Origin of the sequence: Streptomyces sp. NPDC052496 (assembly GCF_040679095.1) — a bacterium.
GTDB lineage: Bacteria > Actinomycetota > Actinomycetes > Streptomycetales > Streptomycetaceae > Streptomyces.
Map to the genome: position 1 here is coordinate 1 of NZ_JBFAUH010000029.1, position 20,530 is coordinate 20,530.

Here is a 20,530-nt window from a genome sequence, read left to right on the forward strand (position 1 = left end):
GACCTGGAAACCCCAGGTCAGGGGCCTTGCGTCGGCTGACCGGCGGACGAGTCGGCCTGTACGCCGGGTTCTGTCGCCAGCGGGCCTTGCGGCCCGTCGGGAGACGGCCATCCATCTAGGGCTGCCGTTGCCGGCAGCCTCGTGCGGTCTACCCGCGGACTCGGGCGGGCAGCCCTCGAACGTCCGCGCAGGGCCGTCAGCCGACGGCCCCTCTTGACCTTGCTCCGGGTGGGGTTTACCTAGCCCTCCGAGTCACCTCGGAGGCTGGTGGTCTCTTACACCACCGTTTCACCCTTACCGAGGACCAGAATCCCCGGCGGTTTGCTTTCTGTGGCACTGTCCCGCGGGTCACCCCGGGTGGGCGTTACCCACCACCCTGCCCTGTGGAGCCCGGACGTTCCTCGGGGGGATGCAGTACATCCCCACGCGGCCGTCCGGCCGGCTCGTCCGCCGTGCGGACCATGGTACCTCCCGGCCGGCTGAGGCTTGACCTTGTCGTAACGGCAACGTTTCTACTTGCCGTATGAGGATCGGAGAGCTCGCGGCGCTGGTCGGCGTCACCACGCGGACCGTACGGCACTACCACCACCTCGGACTGCTCCCGGAGCCCGAACGGCGGGCGAACGGGTACCGGGAGTACGGGCTGCGCGACGCGGTGATGCTGGCGCGGGTGCGGCGGCTGACGGAGCTGGGGATCGGGCTGGGCGAGGTGCGCGACGTGCTCGCGGACGACGCCGGCCGGGATCTGGAGGAGGTGCTCGCCGAGCTGGACGCGGACCTGGCGCGGCAGGAGGAGGAGATCCGCGGCCGGCGGGAGCGGCTCGGGGCGCTGCTGCGGGAGATCCGGGAGAGCGGGGAGCTGCCGTACGAGGGGCCGTACTCGGAGCAGTTGGCGGCGCTGGCCGGCGAGATGAAGCGGGTCTCCGCCACGTTGCCGGGGCCGGAGCCCGCCATGGCGGTCAAGGAGCGGGAGTTCCTCTCGCTGCTGGAGACGGCTTCCGGGGAGGAGGGCGGGCAGCGGGTGATGTCGGTGATGAGCGAGGCGCTCACGTCGCCGGGGGCCATGGAACGGGCTTACGAGGTCTATGCGCTGCTGGACGGGCTGGCCGCGGCGGCACCCGGTGATCCACGGGTGGAGGAGGCGGCCCGCGCCCTCGCCGCGAGCATTCCGGACGGGCTGTTGGCGGATGTGCGCGGGCTGGAGGGCCTGGAGCGGGCGGAACCGGCGGGGCGCGGGTCGCGGGCGTCGGCCAAGTTTCTGGATTCGTACTTCGCGGACTTCGCGGACTTCGCACCGGCGCAGGAGGAGGCCGTACGGCGGGCGATCCGTCTGGCGTTGGAACGAAACGAGAGGGCGCAGAGGGCGCAGGGTGGGGCTGGAGAAGGCGGAAGGGAGCGGGGGCATGGGTGAGGGGATTGTCGGAAGGGGGGCCGGTGTGAGGACCGTAGAGGAAAGGCCCGGTGCGGAGGGCGTCGGGAGCGGGGCCGGTGCGGGGACCGGGCGGCTGCTGCTGGCTCATGAAGGGCGGTGGATGGCCAGTCTGGGGCTGTGGGTGGCGCGGCGGCGGGACGGTGTGGGGGCCGGGGAGCGGGAGCTCGGGTACGCGCGGGCGCAGGCGCCGATGCTGTACGGGTTCATGTTCGTGTGCGTCGTGGAGGCGGTCGGCGTCTCGGTCCTGCTCGCGAAGAATCCGGTCGTGCACTGGATCATGCTGGTGCTGGACGTCTACACGGTGCTGATGGTGGCGGGTTTCCAGGCCGCCGCCGTGACCCGGCCGCACGTCGTCGGGCCCCGCGGGCTGCGGATCCGCGCCGGTGCGCGGATGGATGTGCGGATACCGCTGGAGCGGATCGCGTCCGTCCGTTACGACCTGCGCTTCCCGAAGACGGAGACGGCCGGGCGGGAGTCCCAGGAGCGGGACGGTGTGCTGGAGCTGCCGGTGGGGGCGCAGACCTGCGTCACGGTCGAGCTGACCGAGCCGGTCACCGCCGTGAAGCTGCTGGGGCAGCGGGTGGAGGTCCGTACCGTGCGGTTCCACGCGGATGAGGGGCGGGCCGCGGTCGCCGCCGTACGGGAGGCCCTGGACCGGCAGCGGGAGAAGAAGGACGAGGCCGGGGGCGTGGTCACGCCGGCGTGAAGCAGACCGGGGCGTGGCCGGGGTCGGCTTCGGTGAGGCGCACCCGCAGGGGCCGGCCCAGCGGCAGCTCCGGGACCTGCTCGCCGCCGTCGACGCGGCCGATCACCGCCGGGTCGTCCAGGTGCACCGTGCCCCGGTCCGGCCGCCCGTCCTGGACGTCGACCACGTACCCGTCGAAGACCTCACCGAGGCGGTCCTGCATCAGGGCCGCCTCCACGATGTCGACGCACTCCCGCTCGACCTGACCGGCCCGGCGGCCGCCCTCCGCCATCTCGCCGGGGAGGGCGGGCAGCGCCGTACGGACCCAGTCCGGCGGTTCCCGGCCGGCCGCAGCGGCCAGGCACAGCTCGGCGCCGTACCGGTCGGCGAGGCGGCGCAGCGGTGCGGTGACGTGCGCGTACGGGGCGGCGACGGCGGCGTGCCGGGCGTGCTCCGGGGCGGGCGGATCGCCGTCGAAGACGGTGTAGCCCGCGCCGCGCAGCAGGGCCGTGCAGTCCTGGAGGAAGGCGGCGTGCGTGGTGCGGGAGGGGTCGAGGGTGCGGACGAGGGCGGCGTACGAGGTGTGGGGCGGCCAGTCGACGCCGAGGGCGCGGGCGGTACGGCGCAGGCGGGCGACCGCGCCGTCCGGGGCGGCGGGCAGCGTACGCAGCACGCCGGTGCCGGAGGCGAGCATCAGACCGGCCGCGGCCATACCGGTGAGCAGGGAGATCTGGGCGTTCCAGGCGTCGGCGGGGCGGGGCGCGCGGTAGGCGAGGGCGTAGCCCTCCGGGCGCTCGATGATCTCCTGCTCGGGGACGTTGAGGGAGATGCCGCCGCGGGCCACCTCCAGGTCCTCGCGGAGGCGGCCGACCGTGCGGAGGAGGACGAGCGGTTCCTCGGCGGTGCCGGTGTCGATGGCGCGCTGGACGCCCTCGTAGTCCAGCCGGGCCCGGGAGCGGACGAGGGCGCGGCGTACGTCCGTCGAGCGCAGCGCGCCGTCCGGGTCGAGATCGAGCTGCCACAGGACGGCGGGCCGGACTTCGTCGGGCAGCAGGCTGGCGGCGCCCTCGCCGAGGACGGGCGGATGCAGCGGCAGGTGTTCGTCGGGGAAGTAGAGGGTCGTCACGCGGCGGTGCGCCTCGGCGTCGAGGGCGCCACCGGGGGTGACGAAGGAGGCCACGTCGGCGATGGCGTAGTGGACGCGGTAGCCGCCGCCGGGGCGCCGGGACAGGTGCATGGCCTGGTCGAGGTCCATCGAGCCGGGCGGGTCGACGGTGAACAGCGGGATGCCGGTCGCGTCGGTGGCCGCCGTGTCGGCGGGCGGGTGCGGCCAGCGCGCGGCACTGTCCGCCTCGGCCTGCGCGGAGAGCGGAAAGGTGTGCGGGACGTCCAGCCGCGCCCGCAGCTCCCGCAGCGCGGCACGCACGGGGGCCTCGGCTGCGGCGGTCACGCGGAGGTGGCGGCGGGGCATGTTTTTGAGCGTAGGGGGCGCACGGCGCGCCCGCCCCTTGGTGGGGACACGGCAGGCCGGCTCCTTGACGGGCGGGCTTGCCTTTGAGGAGGGCGTCCGCCGGTGGCCGCTCCGTCCCTTCTCCCCCGAACCGTAAAGTGGCGGAGCCAGTGCACAGAAGGTTGAGGAGAAGCGCGTGCTCGTGTTGTTGCCGCCGTCCGAAGGGAAGGCCACGTCCGAGGGCGGGGAGCCGTTGGACCTGGGGGCGCTGTCGCTGCCCGGGCTGGGACCGGCGCGGGAAGCGGTGCTCGAAGAGCTGGTCGGGCTGTGCGCGGCGGACGAGACGAAGGCGCAGGAGGTCCTCGGGCTGAGCGACGGCCTCAAGGGCGAGATCGCCAAGAACGCCGGACTGCGCACGGCCGGGACGCGGCCGGCCGGGGAGATCTACACCGGCGTGCTGTACGACGCGCTGGGGCTCGCCACGCTCGACGCGCGGGCGCGGGAGCTGGCGGAGTCGTCGCTGCTGGTGTTCTCGGGGCTGTGGGGCGCGGTGCGGGTCGGCGACCGGATCCCGTCGTACCGCTGCTCGATGGGCGTCAAGCTGCCGGGGCTGGGTGCGCTGGGCGCGTACTGGCGTACGCCGATGGCCGAGGTGCTGCCCGCGGCCGCCGGGGACGGGCTGGTCCTGGACCTGCGGTCGGCGGCGTACGCGACGGCCTGGAAGCCGAAGGGCGAGGTCGCGGGCCGGACGGCGACGGTGCGGGTGCTCCAGTCGAAGATCGTGGACGGGGTGGAGAAGCGGTCGGTGGTGAGCCACTTCAACAAGGCGACGAAGGGGCGGCTGGTCCGCGACCTGCTGACGGCGGGGCGGACGCCGGACGGCCCCGCGGAGCTGGTCGAGGCGCTGAGCGATCTCGGGTACGTGGTGGAGGCCGCGGCCCCGGCGAAGGCGGGGAAGGCGGCGAAGACGGGGAAGGCGTGGGCGGTCGATGTGGTGGTGAAGGAGCTTTAGAGGCGGTCCGGGGCGGTCCGGGACGGACGCGAGCCGGTCGTCGAACGGTCGCGGGGCGGACGCAGGGCGGACGCGAGCCGGACCCGGGCCGGAGCGCGGGAAGGCTCACGTTGCAGCATCTGCAACGATCATTGCGGATGCTGACGCGTCGGCGCACTATGGGCCCGTGACTAGTGCTGCCGCTGCCGCCTCCTCCCCCGCCGCCCCGTCCTCCGTGCTGGGGCTCGCGCCCGTCATCCCGGTCGTGGTCCTCGACGACGCGGCCGACGCGGTGCCGCTCGCCCGCGCGCTCGTGGCGGGCGGCCTGCCCGCCATCGAGGTGACGCTGCGTACGGCCGCCGCGCCGCAGGCGATCCGGGCCATCGCCGACGCGGTCCCGGAGGCGGTGGTCGGCGCGGGCACGGTCCTGACCCCCGAACACGTGGACACGGCGGTCGCGGCGGGCTCCCGCTTCCTGGTGAGTCCGGGGTGGTCGCCACGGCTGCTGGCCGCGATGAAGTCCTGCGGCCTGCCGTTCCTGCCGGGGGTCTCGACGGCGTCGGAGGTGGTGACGCTGCTGGACGAGGGCGTGACCGAGATGAAGTTCTTCCCCGCCGAGGCCGCCGGCGGCACGGCGTACCTGAAGTCGCTCGCCTCGCCGCTCCCCCGGGCCCGGTTCTGTCCGACCGGCGGCATCGGCCTGGGCTCGGCCCCCGGCTACCTGGCGCTGCCGAACGTCGGCTGCGTGGGCGGTACGTGGATGCTGCCGGCGGACGCGCTGCGCGCCAAGGACTGGGGCCGGGTGGAGCGGCTGGCCCGCGAGGCCGCGTCGTTGCGCTGACCCGCGGCGTTGTGCTGACCGCGCCGTTGCGCAGCCCCGCGCCGGGGCGCCGAGGCGCTGAGCCGACGAGGCGGCCGGACGGGCCGGGGCCGGTGCTACGGAGTGACGATCGCGAACGCCGGGTCCGGCACCGTCAGGTAGCCGAAGACGGTGTCCGCCGCCGGCTGGTCGTCGACACGGATGCTGCCCGCCTTCACCGCCGCGTCGAAGTTCCGCTGGAACCACGGGCCTTCGAGGATGAGCGAGTCGAAGGCCGGCCTGGTCAGGATGATGGTGGCCTGCGGCTTGCCCGCGTACAGGTCCTTGCCGTCCACGTACACCAGAACGCCGTTGCGCAGTGTCGTGGTGCACTCCTGCCCGGTGTCCGTGAACTGCCACTGGAGGACGATCGCGGCCCGCTGTTCCTGTGCCGCCTTCGGCCCGTCCACACTGCGCGCCATCGCCGCGAAGACCTGCTCCAGGGTCATGCTGTGGACCAGGTCCGGCGCGCCCTTGCTGGTGGGCCGCTGTGGTCCGGTACGCAGTTCCTCCGCGCCGGTCAGGAAGAAGTTGCGCCACGGACCGTTCTCGGCGCCGTAGCCGAGCTGGGTGAAGGTCTTGATCTGGAGGGCCTTGGCGTCCTGGACGGCCTTTTCGGAGACGGTGGCGGGGTCGGCGAAGAGGACGTGGTTGAGCAGTTCCACGACCCAGCGGTACGCGTCCGGGTCGCCCTCGTGGCCGTCGTACGCCTCCTGCGCCTTCCGTACGACGGCTTCGGCGCCGCCCATCGCCGCCAGGTACCGCGTTCCGGCCTCCGTCGGCGGCAGGTTCCACAGATGGGCGGGATTTCCGTCGAACCAGCCCAGGTAACGCTGGTACACGGCCTTGAGGTTGTGGCTGAGTGAGCCGTAACAGCCCTGGTTGTACCAGTGCTCGGCGAGTCCGGCGGGGAGGTGCCGGAGTTCCTCGGCGATCTCGATGCCCGTGTATCCGCGGTTGATGAGCCGCAGCGTCTGATCGTTGAGGTACGCGTACATGTCCCGCTGATTGCTCAGGAATTCAAGGATGCTTTCCTTGCCCCAGCGCGGCCAGTGGTGGGAGGCGAATTCCACTTCGGTGTGCTCGCCGAAGGTCTGGATCGCGTCCGTGAGGTATTTCGCCCAGGCGTGCGCGTCCCGGACCTGGGCGCCGCGCAGGCTGAGGATGTTGTGCAGATTGTGGGTGGCGTTCTCCGCCATGCACAGGGTCCGCAGTTCGGGGAGGTAGATGTTCATCTCCGCGGGCGCCTCGGTGCCGGGCGTCAGCTGGAAGAGCAGCCGTACGCCGTCGATCACCCGCCGGTACAGGCCCGCCCGCCACGGGATGACGTCGGCGGGCGACCAGTCCTCCCGGGTGACGGCCGGATCGCTGCCGATGCAGTCGGTCGGCGGCAGCAGGGTGACCTCGCCGGTGGAGACCGTCAGCCCCAGGCCCGAACCGGCCTGCGCGTACGGGCCCTTGTCCAGCTGCGCCGCGTACATGTATCCGGCCCGGCGCTGCATCGCCGGGCCCGCGTAGACGTTCTCGCTGACGGCGTGCTCCAGGAACCCGTCGGGCGCGATCACCGGGAGGCCGGCGGGCACTTCGTCGTTCTGCTCGGCGAACAGGCCGCGGGCGCCGCCGAAGTGGTCGACGTGGCTGTGGGTGTAGATCAGCGCGCGGACCGGAGCCCGGTTCCCGGTGGTGTCGCGGTACAGCTTGAGGGCGGCCTGTGCGGTCTCGTAGCAGGCCAGCGGGTCGATGACGATGATCCCGTGGTCCCCCTCGATGATCGTCATGTTGGACAGGTCGTAGCCGCGCACCTGGTAGACGGACCGCCGCGGGTCGGAGACGACCTGGAACAGTCCGGCCGTCGCGGTGAGCAGGCCCTGGCGCCACAGGCCCGGGCTGACGGTCGGCGGTGCCTGCGCGTCGCCGTCGGTGAGGAACGCGTACGCGGCGAAGTCCCACACCACCTTGTCGCTGTCGGACCGGGAAGAGATCACCGGTACGTCCGGCACCGCCAGCAGCCCCCGTTGCGCGTCCTCGAAGTCCTGGGAGCCGCCCTTACTGAGGCGCTCCGCGGCCTTCCGGTTGGCTTCCGCGACGGACGCGGAAATCTCGACGGGTCCGGTGTACTCGTTCGGCATACCAACCTCCGTAAGAGCATGCGGAATTCGCGCGTACGGTGAGGGAGCGGCGCCGGTGGCGCCCCTGTGTGCCAGCGACGCTAGGAAAGCGGGCAGCGCACTACAAGGAACCAATCAAGCCAGCGGCCGGTCCCGGTCCGGCCCCGGCGAAAAGCGCAGGGTTCACGCCAGATGGAGAGGGACCGAAAAGCGGCCGGACGGCGCGCCGGAGACCGTCGGGAGAGCGACGGGAAAACGGCGCACCGCGGGCACGGAAAGGGGCCGCACAGTGACCGGCGGGTACGGGAAAGGCCCGGCCGCACCGCGACAGACGGGTACGGGAAAGGCCCGGCCGCACCGTGCCGGCCGGGCACGGGAAAGACCCGGCCGCACCGTGCCGGCCGGGCACGGGAAAGACCCGCGCAAGCAGCCGGACGCGGAAAACCCCACCCGCTACAGGCGGACGCGAAAAGACCCGCGCACCAACAGGCAGACCTTTCCCGTAGCGGGTGGGGCGGCCCCCGGCACCCCCTCAGCGCAGATGCGCCGTCTCATTGACCAGCCGTACCGAAGCGTTCCCGTCGGCGTAGTACGCGACGGCCGACAGCGACGCGGCGGACAGTTCCATGCGGAACAGGGCCTCCGGCGGGGCGCCGAGGGCCAGCCGTACCAGGGTCTTGACCGGGGTGACGTGCGTGACGAGCAGCACCGTGCGGCCCGCGTACCGGGCCAGCAGCTTGTCGCGGGAGAGGGCGACGCGGCGGGCGACGGCGGCGAAGGACTCGCCGCCGGTGGGCGCCGCCTTGGCGGAGCCGAGCCAGGCGGCGAGGTCCTCGGGGTAGTGCTCCTGGACCTCGGCGAAGGTCAGGCCCTCCCAGGCGCCGAAGTCGGTCTCGCGCAGGCCCTCGTCGATCCGTACGTCCAGGCCGAGGCGGGCCGCGACGGTCTCGGCCGTCTGCCGGCAGCGCTTGAGGGGCGAGCTGACGACGGCCTGGACCGTGCCGCGCGCGGCGAGCGCGGCGGCGACCGCTTCGGCCTGCCGGTGCCCGGCGTCGGACAGCTCGGGGTCCGAGCCGCCGCTGCCGGAGAACCGCTTCTGCGGGGTCAGCGCGGTCTCGCCGTGCCGCAGCAGGACGAGGGTGGTCGGCGTCCCGAGGTCGGCGGGCGCCCAGCCGGCCGGCGGCGCCTTCGTTCCGGTGTCCGGTCCGGCTTCCGCGGCCTCCGCCGCCGCGTCGGCCGCGCGGGCCGCGGCGCTGCGCGCCGGGCCGCCCGCGTCCAGCTCGGCCCGGGAGTCCCGCGCCTCCCACTGGCGCCCCGCCCGGCCCGCGTCCATCGCCTCGTTGGCGAGCCGGTCGGCGTGCTTGTTGCGCTCGCGCGGGATCCACTCGTACGTGACCCGGCCGGGCGGGAAGACGCTGCGCGCCTCCGCCGCCAGCGGCCGCATGTCCGGGTGCTTGATCTTCCAGCGCCCGGACATCTGCTCGACGACGAGCTTGGAGTCCATCCGCACCCGGACGTCCGCGTCCGGGTCCAGCGCGTGCGCGGCGCGCAGCCCGGCCAGCAGGCCCCGGTACTCGGCGACGTTGTTGGTCGCCGTGCCGATGTACTCGGCGGCCTCGGCGAGCGTCCCGCCCGTCTCCGGGTCGAGGACGACCGCGCCGTACCCCGCGGGCCCCGGGTTGCCCCGGGAGCCGCCGTCGGCCTCGACGACGAACGTACGGGCCACGGCCTACAGGCCCGAGTCGGGCGTGCGCACCAGGATGCGGCTGCAGTTCTCGCAGCGCACGACCTTGTCGGCGGGCGCGCTGCGCACGTCGTTCAGCTCGGTGATGTCCAGCTCCAGGCGGCAGCCCTCGCAGCGGCGCTGGTAGAGGCGGGCGGCGCCGAGGCCGCCGTGCTTCTCGCGCAGCCGGTCGTACAGCTTGAGCAGGTCGGCCGGGATGTCGGCGACGGTCAGCTCGCGCTCCTTGCGGACCGTGTCGGCCTCACCGTCGATCTCGGCGTAGGCGGCGTCCCGGCGGGCCACCGCGTCGTTGACCTTGGCCTGTACGGACGCCACGCGCTCGGTCAGCTCGGCGACGCGCTCCTGGGCGGACTCGCGGCGCTCCATGACCTCCAGGACGACGTCCTCCAGGTCGCCCTGGCGCTTGGCGAGGGAGGCGATCTCCTTCTGGAGGCTCTCCAGGTCCTTGGGCGAGGTGACGGCGCCGGAGTCCAGGCGCTGCTGGTCGCGGGCGGCGCGCTGGCGCACCTGGTCCACGTCCTGCTCCGCCTTGGTCTGCTCGCGGGTGGTGTCGCTCTCCTCGGTCTGCGCGGCGACGAGCAGGTCGCGCTGCTGGGTGAGGTCGCCCTCCAGGGTCTGGATCTCGGCCAGCTCGGGGAGGGTGCGGCGCTTGTGCGCGAGCTGGCTGAGCCTCACGTCCAGGGCCTGGACGTCGAGGAGGCGGATCTGGTCGGCGGGCGCGGCGTTCAGCGGGGGGCTCCTGATGTGTTCGTCGGGGTCGTGCGGGCGTCGGACGCCGCGTGGGCGGTCCAGGGGTCGGTGACCGTGCGCGACACGTGGGTGCGCAGGTTCCAGCCGTGCCGGTCGGAAATCTGGTCGAGCTGGGCCGCGGCCTGTTCGCACCAGGGCCACTCGGTGGCCCAGTGGGCGGCGTCCAGCAGCGCCAGCGGAGTCTTCTGGGTCGCCTCGGAGGCGGGGTGGTGGCGCAGGTCGGCGGTGAGGAACGCGTCCACACCGGCCGCCCGCACGTCGTCGAAGAGGCTGTCGCCGGAGCCGCCGGAGACGGCGACCGTGCGGATCGTACGGTCCGGGTCGCCGGCGATCCGGACGCCCTGCGCGGTGGCGGGCAGCCGGGCGGCGGCGTACGGGCCGAACTCCGCGAGCGTCATCGGGTGCGGCAGCTCGCAGATCCGGCCCAGGCCGCGGCGGCCGTGGGTGTCCGTGGCGTCCGGCACCAGCGGGCCCAGGACCCGCAGGTCCAGGGCGCCGGCCAGCGCGTCGGAGACGCCGGGGTCGGCGGTGTCGGCGTTGGTGTGTGCCACGTGCAGCGCGATGTCGTTCTTGATCAGCGTGTGCACGACGCGGCCCTTGAAGGTGCCGGCCGCGACCGTGGTCGTACCGCGCAGGTAGAGCGGGTGGTGCGTGACGAGCAGGTCGGCACCGATGCGGACCGCCTCGTCGGCGATCTCCTGCACGGGGTCGACGGCGAACAGGACCCGGCGCACCTCGGCGTCCGGATCACCGCAGACCGTCCCGACGGCGTCCCACGATGCGGCCCGCTCGGGGGGCCAGAGGGCGTCGAGCGCGGCGAGGACTTCAGACAGTACGGGCACGGGGGGAAGGTTACCTCTCAGCCGTACCGGTGTGCCGGGCCGCTTCGGGCGACGGTCCGGCGGGGCGGGGGCGCGGCGGCCTGCGGGGCGTGCCGCGGGCGGCCGCTGCCGCCCCCTGCGCCCCCGCGCTCGCTCCGCCCTCGCGCCCGCTCCGCCTCCGCTGCTTCCCGCCACGCCCCCTCCCCGGAGCACAAGCGCCTCCCCCGTCTCAGGCGAACCGGACATCCGCCACTCTTTTGCGTGAAGTGCCGCAACCTTCGCTACTCGTTTGAGAGTGCGAAAACTAGCTTCGACCGCACTGACTGGAGGTGAGCACTCGATGACGGCCTGTGTCACCGAGAACGCCGCGATGCCGGACACCCGGCAGCACAGCGCGGCGCTGACGATCGCCGCCGACGGCTCCTACGCCGCCCGGCTCGCGCGGCACGAGAGCACCGGGAGCTGGTTCCCCGAGCGCTGGACGCTGGCGGGGCCCGAGCCGTACGCGGTCCCCCTGCCCGGGCAGCAGCCCGAGGAGGCGGACGCCGGGCTGCTGCCCCTCACGGACGGCCGGGTACTGATCCGCCGCCGGGCCGCGGGCCGCTTCGCGCTCAGCCTGCTGTACCCGACCGGCCCGGGCACCGGCGAGCTGCCGCTCGGCGCCGTCGAGGCGGCGGAGCTGACGCTGCTGCCGGCCGCGCCCTGCGGCTCGCGCGCGTACGCCCTGGCGCCCGGCGAGCACTCCACCGTGCTGTGGCTGGTGCACGACGGCCGGCAGTCCACCGTCCCCGGCCGGGCCCGCTCCGTACCCGACTGTGCCGCCGAGATCGAGGGCCGCTGCACGGGCGGCGTCTGGCTGGACCGGACGGGCCGGCTGCTCGCCCTGGACCAGGAGGTGGCCGGGCGCACCAAGACGGTGGTGGTCGACCTGGAGCGCGGCGGCGAGGTCAGTCCGCTGCTCCAGATCACCGGGGAGAGCAACGACCGGCTGCTGCTGGCGGATCCAGACAGCGGGCTGCTGGTGCTGCGGTCGGACGCGGCGGGGCACGACCGGCTGGGCTGGGGCGTCCTGGGCAGCGCGCTGCCGGTGCGCTTCCCGGAGTGCCTGCGGCTGCCGGATGCCGCGCTCCAGCCGTTCGCCGTGCAGTCGGGTCAGGCGCTGGCGCCGGAGAGCAGTGCGGTGGCGTTCCGCATCGACGCGGCCGGCGGCACGTGGCTGGGGGTGTGGCGGCCCGCGGAGCGCCGGCTGCGGCAGCTCCCGCCGCCGCGCGGCTGGCTGGCGGGTACGGGGCTGTGGACGCCGGACGGCGAGCTGCGGCTGCCGTTCGAGACGCCGGCGGTGCCGTGCGGGGTGGCGCGGCTGCCGGCCACGGCCACCGGGGCGCAGACCCGGGACGCCGCGCCCGTCGTGCTGTCCGCCGACGCCGGGCGGCACGTGGGCGTGCCCGGCGCGCCCTGTTCTTCCGGGGATCTGACGCCCACCGCCTTCCCGGTCAGAACGGCACGATGGGTACGAGTCCCCTCGGCTCCCCCACCGATGTACGTGCATACGCAGCCGCCGCCGCTCACCGTCTCCACACCATCCACACCAGCGGAATCCATGGACCGGGAACCGTACGGCACTTCCGCGCATCCCTCTCCGTGCAGACCGGTGCCGTTGCAGCAGGCGCCGTTGCAGCAGGCACGACTGCACCAGGCCCCCCTGCAACAGCCGTCCCCGGTGGCCCGGGAGGCCCGGTAGAGCAAGATCGTTCGCTTCGTTAGTATCGGCGGTCGACCGGCCGCCGACGGCTTCTCGCCGCGGCACTTCCCAGTGATGACAGCGATGGCAGTGATGACTGGGCGAGGTCCCGACGCGTACCGCCGCAAGCGATCTGACGGAGTGACTCCCCGCATGTCCGAAGCCCGAACCGATACGACCCAGGCGCGCCCGCAGGACGCCGACCGGGCCGCCGCGGCGGCAGGCGCCGGCAGACACCGTGGCCCGGCCGCCTCGGAGGACACCGCCGTGTCCCCGAACGGCAGGCACCGCCGGAACAAGCAGCCGCAGGACGCCTGAGAGCCCGCGTCCGAGCCTCTCCGAGCCTCCGGGCCCCGCCCCGGACCGCGTGCCGCCCGACGGCCGTGACCTCCGTACCGCCCGGTCAGGGGTACGGCGGGCACGGCCGTCGGGTGCGTGCCGGGACCGGAGGGCTCGCCTCCGCCCGTCCCGGAGGGCTCACCTCCGCTTGAGGCCCAGCACCTCCTTGGCCGCGAAGGTCTCGTCCGGCGGGCGCTCCGCGTAGTACGGCGTCAGCAGGCCGTCCAGCTCCGCGTACGTGAAGACGTCCTGCGCGGTGTCGAACTGCGCCGCCACCCTGGGGCGTTCGACCACCGCGACCATTCCGCCGTGCACGACGAGCAGCTGCCCGTTGACCCGCGCGGCGGCGGGCGAGGCCAGGTAGCCGACCAGCGGGGCGACGTGCTCGGGGGCCAGCGGGTCGAGAGCCCCCTCCTCCGGCACCGCGAACCCGGCGAAGACGTCCTCCGTCATCCGGGTACGGGCGCGCGGGCAGATGGCGTTGGCGGTGACCCCGTACTTGGCCAGGGCGAGCGCCGTGGAGGTGGTGAGGCCGACGATGCCGCCTTTGGCCGCCGCGTAGTTGGGCTGGCCCGCCGAGCCGGCGAGGAACGCCTCGGAGGAGGTGTTGACGATCCGCCCGTACACGGCGGCGCCGGCGGCCTTGGACCGTTCGCGCCAGTGGGCGGCGGCGAAGTGGACGGTGTTGAAGTGGCCCTTGAGGTGGACGCGGAGCACTGAGTCCCACTCGTCCTCCGTCATGGAGAACACCATCCGGTCCCGCAGGATGCCCGCGTTGTTGACCAGGATGTCCAGCTTGCCCCAGCGTTCGACGGCCTGCCGGACCAGGCCGCGGGCGGTCTCGTGGTCGGCGACGTCACCGGCGTGCGCGACGGCCTCGCCGCCCGCGGCGCGGATCTCGGCGGCGGTCTCCTCGGCCGGGGCCGCCGACGCCGCGCCGGAGCCGTCCCGGCCGGGCTGCCCGAAGTCGTTGACGACGACGGCCGCGCCGAGCCGGGCGAGCTCCAGCGCCTCCGCCCGGCCCAGGCCGCGGCCGGCGCCGGTGACGATCGCGGACAGTCCGTCGAGCGGCCGTTCGGTGGGAGCGGTCACGTTCTCGGCTTCCTCTCGTTCGGTGTACGGGCGGGAGGCGGTGCTCGGTGTACGCGGCGCTCGGTGTACGCGGTGCTCGGTGACGGGCCGTCCGGCGTACGGGCGGGGCGCGGCGCGCCGGGACCGGACCGGCCCGGCCCGGTTCACATCTCGATGCACGTACGCAGGGCCGTACCGCCACGCATCTGCTCCAGCGCCTCGTTGATCTCCGGCAGCCGGACCCGGTGGGTGATCAGCCCCTCCAGGTCGATACGGCCAGCCCGCCACAGGGCGATGGCCCGCTCGTAGGAGCGCAGCGCGTCCTGGCCGCCGTACAGCGACGGCAGGATCCGCTTCTCGTCGAAGAACAGCTCGAACATGCTGACCTGGAAGTGATCGTCCATCGCCCCGGCGCCGACGACGCACAGCGTGCCGCCGCGCCGCGTCGCCTCGTACGCGGTCCGGGCCGTGGCGGACCGGCCGACGACCTCGAAGACGTGGTCGAAGCCCTCCCCCGCGGTGATCCGCTGCTTGGCGTCGGCCAGTTCCTCCGGGGGCACCGCCTCGGTGGCGCCGAAGCGCAGCGCCGCCTCGCGGCGCGCGGCCACCGGGTCCACCGCGACGATCTGCGCGGCGCCGCACACCCGCGCGCCCTGCACGGCCGAGATGCCGACGCCGCCGCAGCCGATGACGGCGACCGACGCGCCGGGCTCCACCCGCGCGGTGTTCATCGCGGCGCCCAGCCCCGTCGTCACCCCGCACCCGATCAGCGCCGCGATCTCGTACGGCACGTCGTCCGGGATCGGTACGGCGCAGCGGGCGTCGACCACGACCTCCTCCGCGAAGGTGCCGGTGCCCGCGAACCCGAAGATGTCGGACGGGTCGGCACCGGGCCGGCGGAAGTTGGGGGTGCCGGCGCTCAGGAACCCGGTCAGGCACAGGTGGGTCTGGCCGCGTTTGCAGGACGGACACGTGCCGCAGGCGGGCAGCCAGCACATCAGCACCCGGTCCCCGGCCTTCAGGCCCGCGACGCCGTCGCCGACGTCCATGATCTCGCCCGCGCCCTCGTGCCCGGGGACGAAGGGCGCGGGCTGCGGCAGCACGCCGCTCATCGCGGACAGGTCGGAGTGGCACAGCCCGGTCGCCCGCATCCGGATCCGTACCTTTCCCGGCCCGAACCCCACCGCTTCGACGCCGTCGAGGACCTCCAGCTTCTCCTGGCCTGTCTGGTGCAGTACCGCTGCGCGCATGGTGTGCTCCCTTCGCGGGGCGACGGGCCGGGCGGCCTGGCGCCGGGGACGAGGTGCTCGCGTACTGTTCTCACCTGCCGGACGGGCTGATGCTGACTGCTGTGTCCGCCAGGACCGGCGCGTCCTCCCGGTCGGCCGCCGTCACCGACACCAGCACCCGCTGCGGCGCCGACGCCCGCTCCGGCTCCTGCTCCGACGCCCGCTCCGGCTCCTGCCACATGCGCACGCGCAGCGTCTCGCCGGGGAAGACCACCCCCGCGAACCGGGTCGTGTACGCGGCGACGCGCGCCACGTCGCCGCCCAGCACCTCGTCCACCACCGCCTTCAGCGTGATGCCGTAGGTGCACAGCCCGTGCAGGATCGGCCGGTCGAAGCCGGCGAGCTCGGCGAACTCGGGGTCGGCGTGCAGGGGGTTCCAGTCGCCGGACAGCCGGTAGAGCAGCGCCTGGTCCTCCCGTACGCGCCGCTCGACGGTACGGTCCGGCGCGCGCTCGGGCAGCGTGAGCCGGGCGGACGGCCCGCGCTCCCCGCCGAACCCGCCTTCCCCCTTGACGAAGATCTGCGTGTCGCACGTCCACAGCGGCCCGTAGTCGTCGGCCGTCTCGGAGCGCAGCACGATGACCGCCGCTTTCCCCTTGTCGTACACGGCGGGCACCGTCGACGTCTGGACGGCGCGCCCCCGTACGGGCAGGGGGCGGTGCACGGTCACGGTCTGGCCGCCGTGCAGGACGGCGGCGAGGTCCACGTCGATGCCGGGGGCGGACAGGCCGCCGGCCAGCGCCATGCCGCCGCCCGCCACCGTCGCGAAGCTGGGCAGCACGTGCAGCGCGCTCTCCAGGGTGTAGCGCAGCTCGGCGGGGTCGGTGGCGGGCACGCCGGCGCCGATGCCGAGGTGGTAGAGCAGGACGTCCTTCGGCTCCCAGACGAGTTCGGTGGTCCGCGGCTCGGCGGAGGTGGCCTTGGCGGCGTCGATGGGCATGGGGCTGCTGCTCCTTCACCACGGTGGAAGACCCCGGCCCGGCCGTCCGCACCGTCGGCCGTGCCGGGGTCGTCTGCGGTCGGCGATCCGGGCCCGCCACGGCCGGCAACCGCACCCGGGCGTCCCTTTCTAGAACGCGTTCTATCCGACGGCTCTCATGTATAGCCGATCCGGCGGAAGCCCGGAACCCCCTGACACCCCGTCAGGCGGGCGCGCCGCCCCCACCGGCCCGCGTCCGTGACATCTGTCGGTGCCGGCCGCGTACATTCACCTCTGCCGAGGCCGCCGGCAGCGTCGGTAACGTCGCGGGCAGAGCGCAGCACAGTACGGGCAGCGGCGCGGAACAGGGAAGAGGCAGTACGGAACGTGCGCGGGAGACGGCAGACCGAAGAGAACGGCCGGTGCGAGCGGGGCGGGCTCCTGGCCCGTACCCGCAAACGGGCCACGCCGGGCCGGTCCGGCCTGTCCGGCCCGCCCGGCCGGGAGAGCGGGCCGCGCGGGGACGGCACGGCCGCGAGCGGTGACGGCCACGGCACCATCCCGTCCACCCCCTACTTCAAGGGCAAGGGCCCCCGCCCCCAGACCTTCCTGCCCTGGCTGCTGATGGGCATCGGCGCCCTGTCCAACATCATCAGCGGCAAGGACCAGAACACCTGGCTGGCCGGTCTCGGCCTGCTCGCCTTCAACTCGATCTACATCTTCGTCGTCTTCTCGGCCTTCAACCCGCGCTACCGCGACTCCCGGATCCCGCTGTACGGTTTCGCCGCCCTGGCCGCGGTCACCTACGCCATCACGCTCACCTTCGGCCACGCCTGGATGCTGTTCTTCCCGCTCCTGTCACTGGCCTCCGGCGCGGTCCGCGCGCTCCACGGCAAACAGCACTTCCTCGTACTGATGGTGCTCAGCGGATCGGCGGGCACCATCACCGGCGTGCGCTTCGCCGACCACTGGATGTCCACCGCCATCGGCTACGGCACCTTCCTCTCCGGCATGGTCGCCGCCACCGTCCTGAACCTCTTCGACACCGTCAGGAAGCTCGACGCGACCCGCCAGGAACTGGCCCGCACCGCCGTGGAGAAGGAGCGCCTGCGCTTCTCACGCGACCTGCACGACCTGCTCGGCCACACCCTGTCGGTGATCGTCGTCAAGGCGGAGGCGGTACGGCGGCTGGCGCCGCGCGACCTGGACGCGGCGCTGGCCCAGACCTCCGACATCGAGGCGGTCGGCCGCCAGGCGCTCACCGAGATCCGCGAGGCGGTCACCGGCTACCGCGAGGGCAGCCTGAGCACCGAGCTGGACCGCGCCCGCTCCGCCCTCCAGGCCGCCGGCATCGAGCCCGTCGTCCGCGAGTCCGGCCCGCCGCTGCCGCCGCAGGCGAGCGCGCTGCTCGGCTGGGTGGTCCGCGAAGGCGTCACCAACACCGTCCGGCACAGCGGCGCGACCCGCTGCGAGATCGAGGTCCGCACCGACGCCGCGGGCGACCGGGCCCGGCTCACCGTCACCGACGACGGCCACGGCCCCATACCGTCCGACGCGCCGCCCGCCACCGGCGGCACCGGCCTCAAGGGCCTCACCGAACGCCTGGCGGCGGCCGGCGGCACGCTGGACACGGGGCCGGACGGGCGGCGCGGATTCCGGCTGGTGGCGGAGCTGCCGGTGGCCGGGGAGGAGCCGGCGAGGGAACACTGAGGCACCTCCCGCCGCGTACGGCACCGTTCACACCGCGACACGCCTTTCACCTCAGGACATGACTTCCGCCCCGTCCGGGACAACCTTGTAGCGGAGTTCCCGCGCCTACGAACGGAGAACGCTGTGCGCATGACCGACATCCAGCGTTGCGAGGTCCGGCCCGGACGGCTGGTGGAGTGGACGCTGCACCCGACGGCCGTCGAGACCGCGCTGAACCTGCCGAAGGACGCCCGGCCGCCCGCGTACATCCAGGAGTCCCACGTGCGCACGGCTCGCTCGGTGCGCCAGGACGGCCTGTTCGTACCGACCTGGCTCGGCACCGCCTTCGACATCCCCGGCAAGGCCGACCTCGACGTCCTCCAGGAAGCGCTGCGGGCCTGGACGCTGCGGCACGAGACGCTGCGCAGCGGGTTCCGCTGGCACGACGACGAGATGCAGAGGTTCACGCTCGACGCCGACGCCGTCGTCCTGCACCGCCGGGAGGCCGGCGACTTCCCCGACGCGACGGCGCTGGTGCAACACCTCCAGGACCGCTTCGACGCCGAGGCGGACGCGCTCGGCTGGCCCAACTTCCTCTTCGCCGCGGTGGTCCGGGACGACAGCACCAGCGTGTACATGGCGTTCGACCACAGCAACGTCGACGCGTACTCCATCCAGCGCATCACCGCGGAGATCCACGAGCTGTACGCGGCCGGTCTCGAACGCCGCAGCGTGGACACCGCGCCCGTCGCCAGCTACGTCGACTTCTGCGCGACCGAACGCACCGACGCCGACCAGGTCGACGACGCGCACGAGATCGTCGCCCGCTGGCGGAAGTTCATCGACCAGTGCGACGGAAGGCTGCCGAACTTCCCCCTCGACCTCGGCCTCGTCCCCGAAGGGCCGCTGCCCACCCAGAAGTTCCTGCACGAGATGCTGGTGGACGACGCCGCGGCGGCCGCCTTCGAGGCGTACTGCCGCCCGTACGGCGGCAGCTTCATCGGCGTGCTGGCGGCCACCGCCCTGATCGTCCGCGACCTCGGCGGTCACCAGGTGTACCGCACCGTCGTGCCGTTCCACACCCGGGCGCGATCCCAGTGGTCGGACTCCGTGGGCTGGTACGTGGGCGGCGCGCCGATCGAGGTGCCCGTGGGGCAGGCGCCGGACTTCGACAGCGCCATGCGGATGGTCCGCGCCGCCTTACGCGAGAACCGGTCCCTGTCCCGCATCCCGCTGGCCCGCGTGCTCCGGCTGCTCGGCTCGGACTTCCGCCCCACCTCCCCGGACCTGTACTCGATCGTCTCCTTCGTCGACGCCCGCGGCGTCCCGGGCTCCGAACGCTGGCAGCACCTCAAGGCGTACGGGCTGATCCGGGTCTCGTACGGCGACCAGGTGTGCGCGTGGATCACCCGGCTCCACGAGGGCCTGCAGTTCGCCGGCCGCTACCCGGACACCGACGCCGCGTACGGCAGCCTGCGGCGCTACATCGACCGGCTGCGCGAGACCGTCGTCTCGGTGGCTGGCTAGTCTTGCCCCCATGACCGACCAGGGCGGCGAGCAGGCCGACGCGTGTGTGAAGGTCCTCCTCGCCGAGGATCAGGGAATGATGCGGGGCGCGCTCGCGCTGCTGCTCAACCTGGAGGACGACATGGAGGTCGTCGCCCAGGTGTCGGCCGGCGACGCGATCGTACGGACGGCGCTGGAGGCGCGCCCGGACGTCGCGCTGCTGGACATCGAGCTGCCGGGCCGCAGCGGGCTGGACGCCGCCGCGGAGCTGCGGGAGGCGCTGCCGTCCTGCAAGGTGCTGATCGTGACGACCTTCGGACGGCCCGGGTACCTGCGCCGGGCCATGGAGGCGGGTGCCGCCGGCTTCCTGGTCAAGGACGGGCCGGTGGAGGACCTGGCGGCGGCGATCCGGCGGGTGCTGGCCGGGGAGCGGGTCATCGACCCGGGCCTGGCCGCCGCCGCCCTGAGCGCCGGCCCCAACCCGCTCACCCCGCGCGAACGCGACGTCCTGACCGCGGCCGTGGACGGCGCGACCGTCGCCGACATCGCCGGCAAACTGCACCTCTCCCAGGCCACCGTCCGCAACTACCTCTCCAGCGCCATCGGCAAGACCGGCACCCGCAACCGCATGGAGGCAGCCCGCAGCGCCCGCCAGAACGGGTGGCTCTAGCGGGCGGCGGGGCGGAGCATCACGAGTGTCACGCGGCCTAGGCCGACTCCTCCTGGAGGTAGCTCCCGTAGGTCTTCGCGTCCAGCAGGGCGTCGAGTTCGGCGGGGCGGGAGAGGCGGAGGATGATCAGCCAGCCGTCGCCGTACGGGTCGTCGTTGATCTGTTCGGGGGCGTCGTTGACGGTGTCGTTGACCGCGAGCACCGTGCCGGTCAGGGGGGCGTAGACCTCGGTGACGGCCTTCACCGACTCCAGTGAGCCGAACGCGTCGCCCGCCTCGAACCGTTCGCCCTGTTTGGGCAGTTCGGCGTAGACGATGTCACCCAGCTGCCGCTGCGCGTGGTGGGTGATGCCGACGGTGACCTGATCGTCCCTGACCCGGACCCATTCGTGGTCCTTGGTGTACGAAAGATCCGCGGGGATGTTCGCCATGCCGCGGACGGTGCCACCCCGCCCGGGCGGAGGGAA

Annotated in this window: 18 protein-coding genes and 1 other RNA gene; 9 read left to right on the forward strand and 10 right to left on the reverse strand. The window is 73.5% G+C overall.

Translation table 11 applies throughout. The features are described 5' to 3' along the window. Positions 1–43 precede the first annotated feature (43 nt). Positions 44–446, reverse strand: an RNA gene (gene rnpB, locus AB0L45_RS31675) — RNase P RNA component class A. Between the two features lie 77 nt (positions 447–523). Here rnpB and AB0L45_RS31680 point away from each other — a divergent pair. After that, a complete protein-coding gene (locus AB0L45_RS31680; protein WP_365846068.1) occupies positions 524–1,411 on the forward strand; it encodes a MerR family transcriptional regulator in 888 nt (295 codons plus the stop codon). Between the two features lie 121 nt (positions 1,412–1,532). After that, complete coding sequence (locus tag AB0L45_RS31685; RefSeq protein ID WP_365846070.1) at positions 1,533–2,138, forward strand: hypothetical protein; 606 nt, start codon at positions 1,533–1,535, stop codon at positions 2,136–2,138. Here AB0L45_RS31685 and AB0L45_RS31690 read toward each other — a convergent pair. Continuing rightward, a complete protein-coding gene (locus AB0L45_RS31690) occupies positions 2,125–3,588 on the reverse strand; it encodes an RNB domain-containing ribonuclease (RefSeq protein ID WP_365846072.1) in 1,464 nt (487 codons plus the stop codon). The two genes, AB0L45_RS31685 and AB0L45_RS31690, sit on opposite strands and share 14 nt — an antisense overlap. Positions 3,589–3,763: 175 nt before the next feature. Between AB0L45_RS31690 and yaaA the strand changes: the two genes are divergently transcribed. Together yaaA and eda are read left to right on the forward strand one after the other, a co-directional pair. Beyond that, positions 3,764–4,579 carry a peroxide stress protein YaaA gene (gene yaaA / locus AB0L45_RS31695; protein WP_365846074.1) on the forward strand — a complete coding sequence of 272 codons (816 nt, stop codon included), beginning with the start codon at positions 3,764–3,766 and terminating at the stop codon, positions 4,577–4,579. A 166-nt stretch (positions 4,580–4,745) separates the two neighbouring features. Next, positions 4,746–5,399: a bifunctional 4-hydroxy-2-oxoglutarate aldolase/2-dehydro-3-deoxy-phosphogluconate aldolase gene (gene eda, locus AB0L45_RS31700; protein WP_365846076.1), complete on the forward strand. Its 654-nt coding sequence runs from the start codon at positions 4,746–4,748 to the stop codon at positions 5,397–5,399. A gap of 95 nt (positions 5,400–5,494) precedes the next feature. Here the strand turns inward: eda and AB0L45_RS31705 are convergent, their stop codons facing one another. The 4 genes from AB0L45_RS31705 to AB0L45_RS31720 form a co-directional block, all read right to left on the reverse strand. Further along, positions 5,495–7,546, reverse strand: coding sequence for an alkyl sulfatase dimerization domain-containing protein (locus tag AB0L45_RS31705; RefSeq protein ID WP_365846078.1), 2,052 nt, complete (start codon positions 7,544–7,546; stop codon positions 5,495–5,497). A gap of 511 nt (positions 7,547–8,057) precedes the next feature. Beyond that, positions 8,058–9,251, reverse strand: a complete 1,194-nt coding sequence (locus AB0L45_RS31710; RefSeq protein ID WP_365846080.1) for a bifunctional RNase H/acid phosphatase — start codon at positions 9,249–9,251, stop codon at positions 8,058–8,060. 3 nt (positions 9,252–9,254) lie between these two features. After that, positions 9,255–9,998, reverse strand: a complete 744-nt coding sequence (locus AB0L45_RS31715) for a C4-type zinc ribbon domain-containing protein (protein ID WP_365846284.1) — start codon at positions 9,996–9,998, stop codon at positions 9,255–9,257. Further along, entirely contained in the window at positions 9,995–10,861 is an 867-nt protein-coding gene (locus AB0L45_RS31720) for a Nif3-like dinuclear metal center hexameric protein (RefSeq protein WP_365846082.1), read from the reverse strand. The genes AB0L45_RS31715 and AB0L45_RS31720 overlap by 4 nt, the downstream gene beginning before the upstream one ends. Before the next feature lie 319 nt (positions 10,862–11,180). Between AB0L45_RS31720 and AB0L45_RS31725 the strand changes: the two genes are divergently transcribed. Then, positions 11,181–12,581 carry a hypothetical protein gene (locus tag AB0L45_RS31725; protein WP_365846084.1) on the forward strand — a complete coding sequence of 467 codons (1,401 nt, stop codon included), beginning with the start codon at positions 11,181–11,183 and terminating at the stop codon, positions 12,579–12,581. A 153-nt stretch (positions 12,582–12,734) separates the two neighbouring features. Then, a complete protein-coding gene (locus AB0L45_RS31730) occupies positions 12,735–12,899 on the forward strand; it encodes a hypothetical protein (protein ID WP_365846086.1) in 165 nt (54 codons plus the stop codon). A 159-nt stretch (positions 12,900–13,058) separates the two neighbouring features. Here the strand turns inward: AB0L45_RS31730 and AB0L45_RS31735 are convergent, their stop codons facing one another. From AB0L45_RS31735 to AB0L45_RS31745, 3 genes are all read right to left on the reverse strand, one after another. Beyond that, complete coding sequence (locus tag AB0L45_RS31735) at positions 13,059–14,012, reverse strand: 3-oxoacyl-ACP reductase (RefSeq protein WP_365846088.1); 954 nt, start codon at positions 14,010–14,012, stop codon at positions 13,059–13,061. A 143-nt stretch (positions 14,013–14,155) separates the two neighbouring features. Then, a complete protein-coding gene (locus AB0L45_RS31740) occupies positions 14,156–15,241 on the reverse strand; it encodes a Zn-dependent alcohol dehydrogenase (protein ID WP_365846090.1) in 1,086 nt (361 codons plus the stop codon). A 70-nt stretch (positions 15,242–15,311) separates the two neighbouring features. After that, positions 15,312–16,220 carry a MaoC/PaaZ C-terminal domain-containing protein gene (locus tag AB0L45_RS31745; protein ID WP_365846092.1) on the reverse strand — a complete coding sequence of 303 codons (909 nt, stop codon included), beginning with the start codon at positions 16,218–16,220 and terminating at the stop codon, positions 15,312–15,314. Positions 16,221–16,757: 537 nt separating this feature from the next. Here AB0L45_RS31745 and AB0L45_RS31750 point away from each other — a divergent pair. The 3 genes from AB0L45_RS31750 (at position 16,758) to AB0L45_RS31760 (ending at position 20,064) form a co-directional block, all read left to right on the forward strand. Next, positions 16,758–17,909 (forward strand): sensor histidine kinase, encoded by a 1,152-nt coding sequence (locus tag AB0L45_RS31750; RefSeq protein ID WP_365846286.1) that lies wholly within the window; start codon positions 16,758–16,760, stop codon positions 17,907–17,909. Between the two features lie 129 nt (positions 17,910–18,038). Continuing rightward, entirely contained in the window at positions 18,039–19,415 is a 1,377-nt protein-coding gene (locus AB0L45_RS31755) for a condensation domain-containing protein (protein WP_365846094.1), read from the forward strand. A 10-nt stretch (positions 19,416–19,425) separates the two neighbouring features. Continuing rightward, the gene (locus AB0L45_RS31760) at positions 19,426–20,064 is read left to right on the forward strand and encodes a response regulator transcription factor (RefSeq protein WP_365846096.1); all 639 of its coding nucleotides are present in this window, start codon (positions 19,426–19,428) and stop codon (positions 20,062–20,064) included. A gap of 37 nt (positions 20,065–20,101) precedes the next feature. On the opposite strand, the gene gcvH is transcribed toward AB0L45_RS31760, so the two are convergent. Continuing rightward, on the reverse strand, positions 20,102–20,494 hold the full coding sequence (gcvH, locus tag AB0L45_RS31765) for a glycine cleavage system protein GcvH (protein WP_365846098.1): 393 nt from the start codon (positions 20,492–20,494) through the stop codon (positions 20,102–20,104). Between the last annotated feature and the right edge of the window lie 36 nt (positions 20,495–20,530).

Excerpts from the sequence above, each read along its gene's own strand:
- AB0L45_RS31680 (WP_365846068.1), top strand. The coding sequence starts at position 524 with ATGAGGATCGGAGAGCTCGCGGCGCTGGTCGGCGTCACCACGCGGACC.
- AB0L45_RS31685 (WP_365846070.1), top strand. The coding sequence starts at position 1,533 with ATGGCCAGTCTGGGGCTGTGGGTGGCGCGGCGGCGGGACGGTGTGGGG.
- AB0L45_RS31690 (WP_365846072.1), bottom strand. The coding sequence starts at position 3,588 with ATGCCCCGCCGCCACCTCCGCGTGACCGCCGCAGCCGAGGCCCCCGTG.
- AB0L45_RS31705 (WP_365846078.1), bottom strand. The coding sequence starts at position 7,546 with ATGCCGAACGAGTACACCGGACCCGTCGAGATTTCCGCGTCCGTCGCG.
- AB0L45_RS31725 (WP_365846084.1), top strand. The coding sequence starts at position 11,181 with ATGACGGCCTGTGTCACCGAGAACGCCGCGATGCCGGACACCCGGCAG.
- AB0L45_RS31730 (WP_365846086.1), top strand. The coding sequence starts at position 12,735 with ATGTCCGAAGCCCGAACCGATACGACCCAGGCGCGCCCGCAGGACGCC.
- AB0L45_RS31740 (WP_365846090.1), bottom strand. The coding sequence starts at position 15,241 with ATGCGCGCAGCGGTACTGCACCAGACAGGCCAGGAGAAGCTGGAGGTC.
- AB0L45_RS31745 (WP_365846092.1), bottom strand. The coding sequence starts at position 16,220 with ATGCCCATCGACGCCGCCAAGGCCACCTCCGCCGAGCCGCGGACCACC.
- AB0L45_RS31755 (WP_365846094.1), top strand. The coding sequence starts at position 18,039 with ATGACCGACATCCAGCGTTGCGAGGTCCGGCCCGGACGGCTGGTGGAG.
- AB0L45_RS31760 (WP_365846096.1), top strand. The coding sequence starts at position 19,426 with ATGACCGACCAGGGCGGCGAGCAGGCCGACGCGTGTGTGAAGGTCCTC.
- gcvH (WP_365846098.1), bottom strand. The coding sequence starts at position 20,494 with ATGGCGAACATCCCCGCGGATCTTTCGTACACCAAGGACCACGAATGG.